The sequence below is a fragment of the Ostreibacterium oceani genome (assembly GCF_009362845.1).
Taxonomy (GTDB): domain Bacteria; phylum Pseudomonadota; class Gammaproteobacteria; order Cardiobacteriales; family Ostreibacteriaceae; genus Ostreibacterium; species Ostreibacterium oceani.
Genome location: NZ_WHNW01000003.1, coordinates 105,569 through 119,246 on the forward strand (window position 1 = coordinate 105,569; position 13,678 = coordinate 119,246).

Below are 13,678 nucleotides of genomic sequence, written 5' to 3' on the forward strand. Positions count from 1 at the left end.
GAGTAGGCGCAAACTGTGGTTTGATTTTTTAGTCTGTATTTGTCAGTCGGCGTTGTCAGTCGGCGTTATTTTCTTTGAAACAATCACCATCGCAGGGCGCAGTAACCGTTCGTTTAGTAAATACCCCTTTTGAATGACATCAATGATATGGTTAGGTGCGATTTCGTCGGTTTCGACTAGGCTCATGGCCTGATGGTGTTCGGGGTTGAAGGCTTCATTTTGTGGGTTGACTTCGATTACACCTAGCTTAGTGAGCGAGTCATGAAACATGCGGATAGCCATTTCGCTGCCTTCGATAAATTTATCGAGTGCGGCTTGTTCAGTATTTTGTGTTGCTGTTTTGGCTGCTTGTGTGCCGAGTTCTAGCGCGTCTTTGATATTGATGAAATCAGGTAGTGCTTTTTCTAATGCATATTTGTGCGCATTTTCAATATCACGTTGTGCGCGTTTTTGAATATTATCGGCCTCTGCGCGCGCGCTTAAATAGCGATTCAAATTGTCATCAACTTGTTGTTGGAGCGCGCTAATTTGATTTTCTAATTCTAACAAATTATCAGTGTCATCAGCAAGTTGGTCAATTTCTTGTGTGCTTTGTGATGGGTTTTCTGCGTTTGTTTCTTGGGTGGTGTCATCCCCGTGATTGAGATTGTTCTCAGGTGATGCCTCGTTTTCGCTATGTTGGGCTGGGTCAGCGCTGTTTATGTGGCTGGCGCTTGCCTGCGTGTTATCGATGGTTTTTTTGGTCATAGTGTGTTTTCCTCTGCAATATAGTCATTGGCGAATGCAACCAATTTGGGGGCAAAACCAATAATTGCAATGGTGATGGGCGAAAATTTAATGAAAATTATTGAGCAAGTGTTTTTGACTGAGCTGCAATGCAATTTTTAAGTCGTTTAGTGCCTGGATGGTAATTTTTGTCTTGGCTTTTTGCAAGACATAACGCTCAAAGAGTTTGGCGCGACGGTGCGCAAGCATATAACCACAATATTCAGCCGAGGCGACTAATTTATGCGCCATTTCAGCGAGCGCTTCCATACTGGCGCCGTCTTCGATTGCAGACAGTAAGTCTTCTATTTCTTTAAAGAAAAGTCGCATTAATTTGCTCTGTAATGCTTCGTTTGCATTCGAGTGTAAATCAGCTTTTGCTTTGTCATAGAGTGCGTACGATAGGGCGTATTGGTTAATGAGCGGCATGATTTTTTTCTCGTCGACAGGCTTTGTAATCAAATCCGTGCCGCCATGACGTTTAAATTCATTGATTAGGTCTTCGTCAGTTGCCGCAGTCAGCCCAATAACCGGCACATCTTGGTATCTAGGGACAAAGCGAATTTGGCGGGTGAATTCCATGCCATTCATGTCATTCATATAAATATCGGTCAGCACGATATCAAAGTCACTTTTTAGCATTAAATCAATCGCTTCTCGGCCCGTGTTTGTCTCGACGATTTTAAAGCGAGGGTTGCTTTGAATCACCGATTTTAGCGCTTCGCGGCTAACGCGGCTATCATCAACGATAAGTATGCGCGTATAATTAAGCTCAGCGAGCGATGGATTGACTTTGATTTCAGGAATGTCGTGCGAAAAGGTATTTGCCGCTGTATTGGCTGCGTCAGTGGCGAGTTTGGTGTTGGGTTCGGCCGTTTGCGCACCTTCGTTTTTCTCAAAAAATAAATATTTGTCTGCCGCTTCGGCGAATAAATAACAAGGTAGGGTTAAGCTAAAAATAACGCCCTCATGCTGGTTGGCTTGATAGTCCAGTACGCCGTTTTGCTGAGAAAATTGCTGTTTGGCATATTGCACTTCGTCGGCGCCCTCAAAAATATTGCATTCGCCTTTGAAAAACCGTTGCAAGTCGTAATCCGTTGAATAGTAATTAGCATTTTGCAAGTTAAGCACCAGTTGGCATTGGTTTTTTTGGCGGTTAGTGATGGTCATTGACAAGGTCAAGGTGTCCTGTTCATTGCCATGATAAATATGTTGCGTGATATAGTGGGTCAGCTGTTCGACGATTTTTTGCGGAAAGAAAGTGACGCCAATTTTATCAAGCGCGCCTGTGTTGACCGAAATATGACGGGGTGCTAGCGTGGTTTTTATGTGTTGCTTTAGTTGTCGAAAACAGTCATCAACATCAACCAAGCTTAGCTGGCTTTCTTCGTCATTGGCCGCAATAAAGTTCGCACGCTGGAGTGCGGTGAGGCTATTGATTTCTTGATAAAGCCGCATGATTTTACCCAGCATTTCCATTTGTACTTGGCTGAGTTTAGTGTCTAGCATTTCGCCTAATTCAAATCCGATATATTTAAGCGCTTCATCCAAATCAGACTGAATGGCCAACGCGTAAACTATGGCTGGGTCTTTTTTTATCATCGTTATCCGTCCTGCTGGAATGTCATCATGTTGGGCTTTATAGGTCGTTTTATAGGTAGTCAATTCGTGCTGATTTAAATGTCGATATTGTTTGCGTTAATGGCATTGTCTTCGATAAAGGCTTTGCGCGGTTCGACCTCTTCGCCCATGAGGGTGGTAAAGGTTCTATCCGCCTCTACGGCATCATCAATGCGAACTTGTAATAGGATACGGGTTTCTGGGTTCATGGTGGTATCCCATAGTTGCTCTGGGTTCATTTCACCAAGCCCTTTGTAGCGTTGTATCGTGTAGCCGCTTGCGCCTTCGCGCATGAGAATGCTAATGACTTCCGCGAAGTCTCTAACCGGGTAGGTGTCTTTGTTATAAGCCAAATAAGCAGATGGGCTAAGTAAATCCGCTAACTCACTAGCAACCGCCTGTATTTTTTGGTATTCGCTGCTACGGAAAAAGTTAGGCGTAAGCTGATAATGGGTGATGTTATTGTGTCGATTATAGGCGACAGCCACCGCAAATTTGTCTTCATAAGGCACGACATCAAAGCGATAAAAGGTGCTGTTGTCCTCAACGACTTTGAGTCGTTTTTTTAAGGCGCTCAGCCAGGTTTCAATCGCCTGTTTGTCCGATAAATCATTGGTATACAGCGGTGCGACTTCGAGCATTTTTTCGAGTAGCGTCATTTCATAGCGCCCAGAGAGGCGGTATATAGCGTCTTTAGCTTTGGTGTAGTCATGGGCTAACCGCTCTAGCGCAGCATTTGATACAGCGGGGGTGTCTTTGTCGGTAAAGAGTTGCGCTTGGTCTATGGCGTTATTCAGAATAGTCTGATTGAGTTCATTCTCGTCTTTGATATAGCGTGTCTGCTTACCCTTTGCAAAGCTAAACAAAGGCGGTTGTGCAATATAGACGTATCCTGCTTCGATGAGCGATTTCATCTGGCGGTAGAAAAAGGTGAGCAATAACGTGCGAATATGCGCGCCATCGACATCCGCGTCAGTCATGATAATAATGCGGTGGTAGCGTAGTTTTTCGATGTTAAACTCATCTTTACCGATGCCGCAACCGAGGGCTTTGATTAAGGTGCCAACTTCGGCTGAATTGAGCATTTTGTCAAATCGGGCTTTTTCAACGTTGAGGATTTTCCCCTTGAGCGGCAAAATGGCTTGGAATTTGCGGTCGCGCCCCGTTTTGGCTGAGCCGCCTGCTGAGTCCCCCTCGACCAAGTAAATTTCGCACTTTGCGGCGTCTTTTTCTTGGCAATCAGCCAGTTTGCCAGGGATTCCAGCAAGCTCTAGGCCGTCTTTTTTGCGAGAGACTTCGCGTGCTTTACGCGCCGCTTCGCGAGCACGAGCCGCATCGAGCATTTTGTTGGCAATGATTTTGGCGTCGGTTGGGTTTTCGAGTAAAAACTCAGACAGCTTTTCATTGACGACTGATTCTACAATACCACGAACCTCTGACGAAACGAGTTTGTCTTTGGTCTGTGAGCCAAATTTGGGATCGGGAACCTTGACCGAGATTAGGGCAGTGAGGCCTTCGCGGGCGTCATCACCTGTGGTTGAGTATTTGTTTTTTTTGCCTAACCCTTCGGATTCGATGTAATTATTCAGTGTGCGCGTTAATGCCGCACGAAAACCCGCCAAGTGTGTACCGCCATCGCGTTGTGGAATGTTGTTAGTAAAGCAGTGGATGTTTTCTTGGTAGGTTTCGTTCCACTGTAGTGCGACCTCGACGATGACATCGTCTTTTTCAGTCTGGCAGTACATGATGGATTCGTTAATCGGGCTTTTGTTTTCGTTTAAATACTCAACGAAGGCTTTGATACCACCTTCATAATAAAATGTCTCGGATAGGTTGTCGCGCAAGTCATTGAGTGTGATTCGAATACCTGAATTCAAAAACGCAAGTTCGCGAATGCGTTTTTCGAGGATTTTATAATCGTATTTTATTTCGGTAAACGTATCAGCGCTGGCTTTGAATTTAACCTCGGTGCCAGAGCGGTCAGTGTCTCCGACAACAGCAAGCGGGGATTGCGGAATGCCATGCTTAAACGTCTGTGTATGGATTTTTCCAGCGCGATAAATCGTCAGTACCAATTCCTCTGACAGGGCGTTAACGACAGAGACGCCCACGCCGTGCAGACCGCCTGAGACTTTGTAGGCATTGTCGTCAAATTTCCCCCCTGCGTGGAGTACCGTCATAATGACTTCCGCAGCTGAGCGACCCTCTTCGGGGTGAATATCTGTCGGGATGCCACGGCCATCATCGCTCACGGAAATGGATTCGTCTTCGTGGATGGTAACTTGGATATTTTGGCAATGACCAGCGAGTGCCTCGTCAATCGAGTTATCGACGACTTCAAACACCATGTGGTGCAGACCTGAGCCATCATCGGTGTTACCGATATACATGCCTGGGCGTTTTTTTACTGCATCTAACCCTTTGAGAACTTTTATGTTTCCTGAGTCGTAAGCTTGATCCATAGTTACCTGCTAATCACGGTTATTAAAGCAGACAATTATAGCAATTTTTGCTGATTTTGTACACTGTTACCGCGCTAAACGACCTTAAATGAAACGGTTTGAGGAATTACGTCAAATCGTGGGGGAGAGGGGGTGTTATTGAGTAGCATTGTCAACATTGTCTATTATCCATGAGTAGCTATTTCCTTTTTGCTGTCTTTAATTTTCCTGAATTGATAAATACCCAAACCGACCATAAAACAACTGAACCCCAATAAAAGGTTGAGTATCCATGAATTGGTAAGCGTATTATGTTTGTTTAGCTGGTCTATGTGAAGGTAGTTTTGTTGCTGAGTACTCAGGCTGTAACCGCGAATTATACGGTAGTTATAGATTTTGTCTAAAAAATGCATTGGTATTTCTCTCGTTAATTTTTTTTGTATTGGACGGTGAGTATTTCAATTTTAATCGGTTTATCTTTTCGGATATCGTTGATTATTTGTTTAATTCTTATCTGGCTCAAATCATTTATACCCAACTGAAATGTAAAATTAGGGTATTCTTTTAGTTCAATCTTTATTGATCTGTTTGTTTTTCTCTTGCCTGAGCGTATGATCTTGATTTGATTTGATACTGTGCCATTAATTTCGATTAACTGATTTTTTGTTGTTTCTGAGTGTTTTGATGTTATTGACATTGCTAAACAAAAAACAAAAATGATAATTGAAACAATCAAGAATTTAAGTGCGTTGCGTCTTTCTTTTCTATACAACCATATTTTTTTTGCATAATCATTGGGCGCTTTATTTTTTGTCAGCACTCTTTTTAGTTTCGCATAATTTGTATGAAAATATGACGTAAATAAATATTCTTTAGCGTCTTTTGTTAAAATTATCAGTTCATGCGTGACAAAATAACCATTATCTGTGTTGATTTCTAAGTAACTTTCGATGTCGGTGGTGTTGTTTATTTCAAGTGGTTTTCTTGTAAGAGAATAAATTCTTATTGTATCTTGATTAATTTCTATTTTTTCAGCGAATATAATGGCGGTGGTGAGAAAAAATAACCCTGCGCTACCTATAATGCCGCCAAAAAATAACCCGATGAGCTCGGGGTATGTATCTGACATTGCATTTTTTATTATGAAGTAGCTTATTAATGTTAGGGCAAATCCAGAAAATAAAGAGCTTAAAAGCACACTTTTTTTTATTTTAGATGTTAGCTTTTTTTTCATTTTTTTGTTTAAGTCATGTGGGATTACTTGTCTGGATGTTAGAAAAGTTTGTAATGAGATTAATACTTCAATTATTTGTCTAGCCGTTTGAAAATCATAATAATAGCCTGTACGGCATCTTTGTAGAATGCTTGGTCTATACGGTTGAATGTATCTGTTGGCTGATGGTAGTCTGGGTGGTCCTCTACTCCAAAGTATATAAAAGGAATACCTGCACGGTGGAATGCAGAGTGATCTCCTGAATAGGTCCAGTCGTCATCTGGTGTCATTCCTTCGTGCCCAATCAGTATTTCTACATTACCAACAGCATCAATACCATTTATTACGGGTATTAAATAGGGGTTATATCGAGTGCCGACAACAAAAAGTTGGTTATCAACACTTCTGCTAATCATATCCATATTTATATTTAATACGATATTTTTATTCTCGTCTATAGAGTTTTCCACAAAAAATTCAGCTCCTTTCATCCCTAGCTCTTCCGCATCAAAAGCCGCAATAATTACATTGTGTTTGGGTGGGTTCTTCTTGAAATACTGAGCAAAAGCCAGCAATGCTCCGACGCCAGAAGCGTTGTCATCGGCACCATTATAAATAACATCTCCGTATACGCCTAAGTGATCGTAATGGGCAGATAATACGATATAATCATTGCTATATTCAGAGCCATTTATGTATCCAATGATATTAGTCGCCTTAATTTTTTTATCTGATTCGAATTCAAATTTTTGTTTATAGCTTTCGTATAGCGGAATAATACCACTTTTAATAAAGTGATTGATTATATAGTCTTGCGCTAGCAATGATGCGGGAGTGTCAGTTCGTCGCCCTTGATATGCGTCAGAAGAAAGTTCTTTAATGTGATGAATTAACTGTTCGGTATCATAGTAATAATTTATGCTAGAGCTAGGATTTTGGTAAAATTTTGTTTTTTTTGTATTTTCCGAAGTGTGCTGGCTGCAAGCGGTGATAAATGACAGCAAGGTTATAGCTAATAATCTGAGAATAATTGGTATTTTATTCATGGTCTTTTTCTGTAGTAGTCAAAACTTAAATATGTAAAGTTTTTTGTTAAGCTGTCTGCTTGTGTGTCGTCAAAACATTGCCGCTAACGGTTAGTATATGAAAAGTAGGCGATTACGAAGCACTAAACTTTCAGTTAAGCACAAACTTTGGTGCGAGCCAAAAGCCTTGATTTAATTAATGTTTAGCCTATTTTTATATACATTGTTAGCAAGCGTTTTTATTCTTCAAGTATTCTATTTCAATTGTCGATTTGTGCGTTGGTTTATCAATTTCAAAGCCATTTTCAATTGAAACTTGATTTCCATATTCATCATATTCACGTTTTAACCATTCAAGACTTTTTCCTTTATCGTCTTTTCTGACATAATAAATTTGATTCCCGTTTTTGTCAGTTTGATACTCTTCTGTTTTAATAAACTTTCCGTCAATGTAAAGTTCCCAGATTTCTGTTAATCCTGAATGACGATATCTATTCTCTTCGGTAACTTTACTCTTTGTGTTTACGGTTTTGGAACTTATCAATCTTTCACTATTATCATATTCTTTGGTTATTGTCGCATACAGTTTTCCGTCTTCTCCAAATCTTTCTTGCGTGCCAGTTTTAGTATTTTCAATAGTCTTATGATTGATTATTCCTGTTTCGTCTTTTGAGATATAAATAACTGTATTGTCATTTGGGTATTGTTTCTCGTACCATTCCCAAATTACGTTTTCGGCTGTAAGTTCAAGAAATTTAATCTCTCGATTCTGTTCATCAAATTCCCATTGGTTAGAACTCTGTATTTCATTTTTAGCATCAAATTCTTTTTTTAAAATGCAGTTGTCATTAGAATCATAAACGAACTCTGAGTAGAATTGCAATTGTCCGTGTTCGTCAAGAAATTCAGTTCTTTCGATAAGTCCTTTTGTATTGAATTTATTGATAAAGTGTTCTCTCACTTTTCCATTCTGTCCAATTATTTTTTGCGACTTAATCTTCATTTTTCTAATGCTTGCTAACATCCGAATAAACGAACATTCGTTTATCGGGGCTATATGATTATACTAAAAGTTCGTTTATTCGTCATCATATATGAGATATGAGTACAAAGCAATCCGTGTTATTCGATTTTCGGCGACAGTGAACGGTAATCAATTAACAGCAAAAAACGTTTACAGAACATAAATGCAGACTATAGATGAAAAGATGGTTTAGCAGGCGAATTCAGAAAGCGGATTCAAAAAGCGGATTCAAAAAGCGGGCTAAAAACGCGCTAAAACAGCAGGCTAAAAAAAGCGCCGTGAAATGGGTTAGATTGTCGCGGCGCTTGGCGATTAATTAGATTAATCTGAATAAGTTAAACAAGTTGATTAATGTAAAGTAGCTGATTAATGCGATGGTTAACGTAATTGGTTAGTAATTGATTGGTAATCGATTCGTAACTGCTTAATACTATTTGCTGTTTTTCATGGTCTGGAAAAACTCATCGTTTGTCTTGGTATTGCGTAACCGCTCTAGCAAGAACTCGATGGCGCTGACCTCATCCATTGGGTGGAGGATTTTACGCAGTATCCAGGTTTTTTGTACAATATCAGGGTCAACCATGAGCTCTTCGCGGCGTGTGCCTGATGGGCTGATGTCAATGGCAGGGAAGATGCGTTTTTCAGCGATGTTACGGCTGAGATGGACTTCGTTGTTACCTGTGCCTTTGAACTCTTCGTAAATGACGCCATCCATTTTTGATCCCGTATCAACGAGTGCCGTGGCGATAATGGTTAGGCTGCCGCCTTCTTCGATATTTCGCGCGGCACCAAAAAACCGTTTGGGCTTGTGTAGCGCATTGGCATCGACACCACCGGTTAGAATTTTCCCAGAGGCGGGTGAAACGGTATTATAAGCCCGTGCCAAGCGGGTGATAGAGTCGAGTAAAATCACGACATCTTTTTTGTGCTCAACGAGGCGTTTGGCGCGTTCAATTGCCATTTCGGCAACTTGCACATGGCGCGTTGCGGGTTCGTCAAATGTCGATGAAATGACTTCGCCAGCGACGGTGCGTTCCATCTCGGTGACTTCCTCGGGGCGCTCATCAATCAGCAATACCATCAAGTGGCATTCTGGGTGGTTTGCCGCAATAGACTGAGCGATGTTTTGCATCATCACGGTTTTACCTGCTTTGGGTGGGGAAACCACTAAGCTTCGCTGCCCTTTGCCAATGGGGGCGATTAAGTCAATCATTCTGGCTGTGATGTCTTCGGTGCTGCCATTGCCGCGTTCTAGCTTAAGCTGTTCGTTTGCGTGTAACGGGGTGAGGTTTTCAAAGGCAATTTTCTTTTTGGTGTTTTCGGGTGGTTCGTCGTTAATCGTATCGACTTTGAGTAGCGCAAAATAACGTTCGTTATCCTTGGGGTGGCGAATTTTTCCCACGACGGCATCGCCTGTGCGTAGGCCAAAGCGACGAATTTGGCTGGGGCTGACATAAATATCATCAGAGCCAGCCACATAAGAGCTTGCGGTGCTGCGTAAAAAGCCAAAACCATCGGGTAGGATTTCAACCACACCGTTACCATAAATGGCTTCGCCTTTTTTGGCGTGGGCTTTGAGGATAGCGAAAATGAGGTCTTGTTTTTTCTTTCTGGCGAGGTCTTCAAGCCCCATTTCTTGGGCCATTGCCAGCAATTCATGGGGTTTTTTAATTTTTAAATCGTTAAGATGCATAAAGTCTGTTTTGAGTGAAATTATAGGACCGAATCAATAAATTCAGTAAGTTGTCCTTTGGAAACCATACCGACTTGTGTCCCTTCGACTTGTCCGTTTTTAAATAAAATCAAGGTCGGAATTGAGCGAATGCCATACTGTACTGGCGTGTTTTGATTGTTTTCAATGTCGAGTTTGGCAATCGTCACTTTGCCATCGAATTCTTGGGCGAGTTCTTCGAGTATCGGTGCAATCGCTCGGCAAGGGCCGCACCATTCTGCCCAAAAATCTAATAATACTGGGGTTTCTGATTTGATTACCACCGATTCAAAATCGGCATCGGTTACGTGCACGATATGGCTCATTTTAAGTTCTCCTAGGGTAAATGTGGGTGTTTTTTGTGTGTTTGTTTAATTGAAAATTCTCAGCATAAATCTATCGTTTTTGCATGGTCGTCAATGGTGAATTGTCGAGAGGCTAAGCGGATGAGATGGTTTGCTTGGTATTTATGGCTAATTTATGGCTAGAGGTGTTGTTACCAACCAATGAAACTGAATAGTCGGCGCTATTATAACATAATAATTGCGTAGCAAAAGCCTTATTAAAGATTAAATCGCCATTGTTTCGGCATTGGTTCGGCATCTCAAATAGTGCTTCATTCAAATAGTGTGCATCATGAATTGATTGCAATGCCCCATAAGCAGTGAAGTGCGACACTGGCGCCAACCCGTTAACTGAATCTGCGTCTAGCGGGTCTAAACAAGCCATGAGTAAGCCATGAGTAAGCCAATCGATGCCGTGTTTTTGCGTGTTATCTCTGTGTTATCTATTATGTGTGCAACTTGTATATGCAACTTATGTATGCAATTTTAGGTGTAGCGACTGCTGCTTCTGCGTCTAGCGGGTCTAAACACGGTCAATAAATAGCCCAGTACGATTCCACCGAGCAAGGTGAGTGCGCCAATAATACGTTCTTTGTTGGCCATGCTGGCGTTGATTGATTGGTTTTCTGTTCTGAGCAGTTGGGCTTCTTTTTCAAATTTGACCGCTTGCTCTTGGAGTTGTCGGTTTTTTTCGTCAATTTCGACCGCATTCTCAGAGACTTTGGCTAAGCTGAGGTAGCGTGCGCGCTCGTCAGTGGCTTGCTTTTGAGCGACTTCTAATGCACGGCTGAGTTGGGCGACGTTTTCGTTTTGTTCGGACAGTTTTTGCTGGAGTAGCTGGTTTTCTTGCTGCAATTTGGCGAGATTCGTTTGTGAGCTTTTGGCCTGTTCCGCCGCGTTGCTGGCGCTGCTCTGTGTGTCTTGTATTTCGGCTTCTAGCTCATTGATGCGGGTGTTTTTTTCTTCGATTTCAGCTTGTAGTGTGGTGACTTCGGCTTGTGCGGACTGTAGGGCTTGGTTGATTTCGCTAAATTTGTCATGCACACTGCGTTGGCGTAGCACGTAATAATTAGATAGCCAGCCTTGTTCGCCGTCTTCGGTTTCAATTTTGACGTAATCGTCGGTTTGGTCTAGTGCGGTCACTCGCTGACCCGCTGGAAGTAGCTTGATAATCGTTGAGTTGAGCTCTGGTGATGCTCGAAGTGGGGCTTCGATTTCATCGCTAACCCAAACGTCTTGAGCCATTACGGTGTTTAATAAAAAGACGCCACTAATGAGTAAAAAAAACTGTTTCATTTAAGATACCTTGTGTTTGCAAGAGAGAGTGCAAGTACGTTACCAAGTACGTTACCAAGTGCGTTACGAGTTGTTGCCATGTTCATTGCTGCGTTCATTGCTGCGTTCATTATATTAACCCACGATATAATAACCCAATAACCCATCATGTTGACCAACAGAATTAACCAGCTGGCGTTTGAGTATTCATGCCGTGGTGGCGAAGCAGTGCGTCTATCGTTGGCTTTCGACCACGAAATGCGATGAAATTTTCCATGGCAGAGCGTGAGGCACCGCGTGCGAGAATTTCGCGTTTAAATGCTTCTCCAACATCGGTATTATACACGCCTTCTTCTTCAAAGCGAGAAAACGCATCCGCAGAGAGTATTTCTGCCCACTTGTAGCTAAAGTAGCCTGCGGCATAACCGCCTGAAAATATATGTGAAAAACTCATTGGAAATCGTGCGTAGTCTGCCGAAGGCGTGACTGCAACTTGTTCGCGAACAGCGTGTAATACCGTCATAACATCGACGGGGTTGTCGGAGTTGTATTCGTGGTGCAGTCGCATATCAAAAATCGAAAACTCTAGCTGACGCAACATCATAAGCGCGGCATGAAAGTTTTTAGCGGCGATCAGCTTATCAAATAGGGCATCGGGTAGCGGTTCGCTAGTCGTTTGATGGCAAGACATGTCTGTCAGTACCGTTTTTTGGTAGCAAAAGTTTTCCATAAACTGGCTGGGTAGCTCGACGGCATCCCATTCGACACCATTAATACCACTAATCGCACTGTGGTTAATCTCGGTCAGCATATGGTGGATGCCGTGTCCGAATTCGTGGAATAAAGTGAGGATTTCATCGTGTGATAAATAGGCAGGCGCATCCCCAACTGGCGGGATAAAATTACAGGTTAAATAGGCAACGGGTAATTGTTGTATATGGCTGGAGTGAATTTTGTCTATGGCACCATTCATCCACGCGCCAGCATTTTTGCCTTGCCGTGCGTATAAATCCATGCAGAAATAGGCGATGGGTGTTTTGTCTGCATCCAGCACGGTGTAACAAGTAACATCTGGGTGCCAGGTGTTTATTTCGTTGTTTTGGCTAAAGCTCACCCCGAATAAGTGTTCGGTAATGCCCAGCATCCCTTGCATAACATGAGGGACGGGGAAATATTCGCGCAATTGCTCTTGGGAAATCGCGTATTCGGCTTCTTTGAGTTTTTCGGAGGCATACGCCACATCCCACGGTGCTAGTGTCTCTAGGCCGAGGTTTGCTTGGGCAAAGGCTTTTAGCTCGGCGAATTCATTTTCGGCAATGGGCTTGGCTCTCTCGACTAAATCATAGAGGAAATCAAGCACTTCGTCTGCCGATTTTGCCATTTTATTGGCTAGCGACAGCGCGGCGTAATTGTCAAAGCCTAGCAAGGTCGCTATGTCAGCGCGCGTCGATAAAATGGCTTCAACCACGTTGTGATTGTCAAATTGATTGGCATGAGGCCCTTGGTCAGAGGCGCGGGTCACAAATGCGTTGTATAGGGTTTCTCGTAGGTGGCGATTGTCGGCATAGGTGATGGCTGGCACGTAGCTTGGGAAGTCTAGTGTCAGCCAGAATCCATCAACCGCTTGTTGGGCGGCGAGTTGTCGATATAATGCCTTGGCGGACTCGGGGATGCCAGCTAAATCGGCTTCGTCGGTCAGGTGGAGATGAAACGCTTGCGTCGCATCTAGGACATTATTAGAAAAGGTGGTGTAAAGCTCGCTACTCTGCTGGACCAAGCCTTGGTACGTGTTTTTATCTTCGTCAGATAAATTAACGCCCGATAACTCAAAATCACGAATGGCATCGTTGATGAGTTTTTGCCTGGCGGTGTCATACGCGCTAAAGTCATTGCTCGCCTGTAGTGCTTGGTAAAACCGATACAACCCTGTGTGTTGCGACATTTCTGCGCTATATTTTGACAAAATTTGTTGGCAATCTTGGTATGCTTGGCGCCACGGTTGTGTGTTATTGACTGAATGTAAATGCGAGATGGGTGTCCACGCCTTGGCAAGTTGGTTGTCTATGGCTTCGATGGCTTCGTAAGTTGCCCACGTTGCGGGTGATTGTTCGGCTAATTCAGCAATGCGTTTTTTGCTATCTTGGCAAAGCTGGGTAATGGCAGGTAGCGCATGTTCAGGCAGGATGGCGGAATAATTAGGGAATTGTTCAGTCGTCAAAAGTGGGTTTGTCTTCATGGGGAAATATCTCGGTGTAAAATT

General features: G+C 42.8%; 10 protein-coding genes. All 10 read right to left on the bottom strand.

The window, feature by feature from the left end:
• Positions 1 to 42 precede the first annotated feature (42 nt).
• The 10 genes from grpE to GCU85_RS03925 all read right to left on the bottom strand — a co-directional run bounded on the left by grpE (position 43) and on the right by GCU85_RS03925 (position 13,654).
• Positions 43 to 747 carry a nucleotide exchange factor GrpE gene (gene grpE, locus GCU85_RS03880; RefSeq protein ID WP_152809559.1) on the bottom strand — a complete coding sequence of 235 codons (705 nt, stop codon included), beginning with the start codon at positions 745 to 747 and terminating at the stop codon, positions 43 to 45.
• Positions 748 to 834: 87 nt separating this feature from the next.
• Complete coding sequence (locus GCU85_RS03885) at positions 835 to 2,367, bottom strand: response regulator (protein WP_152809561.1); 1,533 nt, start codon at positions 2,365 to 2,367, stop codon at positions 835 to 837.
• A gap of 74 nt (positions 2,368 to 2,441) precedes the next feature.
• The gene (gene gyrB / locus GCU85_RS03890; protein WP_152809563.1) at positions 2,442 to 4,847 is read right to left on the bottom strand and encodes a DNA topoisomerase (ATP-hydrolyzing) subunit B; all 2,406 of its coding nucleotides are present in this window, start codon (positions 4,845 to 4,847) and stop codon (positions 2,442 to 2,444) included.
• A 406-nt stretch (positions 4,848 to 5,253) separates the two neighbouring features.
• Entirely contained in the window at positions 5,254 to 6,060 is an 807-nt protein-coding gene (locus tag GCU85_RS03895; protein WP_152809565.1) for a hypothetical protein, read from the bottom strand.
• Positions 6,061 to 6,131: 71 nt separating this feature from the next.
• Positions 6,132 to 7,085 (bottom strand): M28 family peptidase, encoded by a 954-nt coding sequence (locus GCU85_RS03900; RefSeq protein ID WP_152809567.1) that lies wholly within the window; start codon positions 7,083 to 7,085, stop codon positions 6,132 to 6,134.
• A gap of 205 nt (positions 7,086 to 7,290) precedes the next feature.
• Entirely contained in the window at positions 7,291 to 8,067 is a 777-nt protein-coding gene (locus tag GCU85_RS03905) for a hypothetical protein (RefSeq protein ID WP_152809569.1), read from the bottom strand.
• 451 nt (positions 8,068 to 8,518) lie between these two features.
• Positions 8,519 to 9,781 carry a transcription termination factor Rho gene (gene rho, locus GCU85_RS03910; RefSeq protein ID WP_152809571.1) on the bottom strand — a complete coding sequence of 421 codons (1,263 nt, stop codon included), beginning with the start codon at positions 9,779 to 9,781 and terminating at the stop codon, positions 8,519 to 8,521.
• 20 nt (positions 9,782 to 9,801) lie between these two features.
• A complete protein-coding gene (trxA, locus tag GCU85_RS03915) occupies positions 9,802 to 10,125 on the bottom strand; it encodes a thioredoxin TrxA (RefSeq protein WP_152809573.1) in 324 nt (107 codons plus the stop codon).
• A gap of 504 nt (positions 10,126 to 10,629) precedes the next feature.
• Positions 10,630 to 11,439, bottom strand: coding sequence for a TIGR04211 family SH3 domain-containing protein (locus GCU85_RS03920; protein ID WP_152809575.1), 810 nt, complete (start codon positions 11,437 to 11,439; stop codon positions 10,630 to 10,632).
• A gap of 163 nt (positions 11,440 to 11,602) precedes the next feature.
• Positions 11,603 to 13,654, bottom strand: coding sequence for a M3 family metallopeptidase (locus GCU85_RS03925; protein WP_152809577.1), 2,052 nt, complete (start codon positions 13,652 to 13,654; stop codon positions 11,603 to 11,605).
• Positions 13,655 to 13,678 lie beyond the last annotated feature (24 nt).

Bases quoted from the DNA above. Each gene is read 5' to 3' on its own strand.
- GCU85_RS03900 (WP_152809567.1), bottom strand. From the start codon at position 7,085: ATGAATAAAATACCAATTATTCTCAGATTATTAGCTATAACCTTGCTG.
- trxA (WP_152809573.1), bottom strand. From the start codon at position 10,125: ATGAGCCATATCGTGCACGTAACCGATGCCGATTTTGAATCGGTGGTA.
- grpE (WP_152809559.1), bottom strand. From the start codon at position 747: ATGACCAAAAAAACCATCGATAACACGCAGGCAAGCGCCAGCCACATA.
- GCU85_RS03885 (WP_152809561.1), bottom strand. From the start codon at position 2,367: ATGATAAAAAAAGACCCAGCCATAGTTTACGCGTTGGCCATTCAGTCT.
- gyrB (WP_152809563.1), bottom strand. From the start codon at position 4,847: ATGGATCAAGCTTACGACTCAGGAAACATAAAAGTTCTCAAAGGGTTA.
- GCU85_RS03895 (WP_152809565.1), bottom strand. From the start codon at position 6,060: ATGAAAAAAAAGCTAACATCTAAAATAAAAAAAAGTGTGCTTTTAAGC.
- rho (WP_152809571.1), bottom strand. From the start codon at position 9,781: ATGCATCTTAACGATTTAAAAATTAAAAAACCCCATGAATTGCTGGCA.
- GCU85_RS03920 (WP_152809575.1), bottom strand. From the start codon at position 11,439: ATGAAACAGTTTTTTTTACTCATTAGTGGCGTCTTTTTATTAAACACC.
- GCU85_RS03925 (WP_152809577.1), bottom strand. From the start codon at position 13,654: ATGAAGACAAACCCACTTTTGACGACTGAACAATTCCCTAATTATTCC.
- GCU85_RS03905 (WP_152809569.1), bottom strand. From the start codon at position 8,067: ATGAAGATTAAGTCGCAAAAAATAATTGGACAGAATGGAAAAGTGAGA.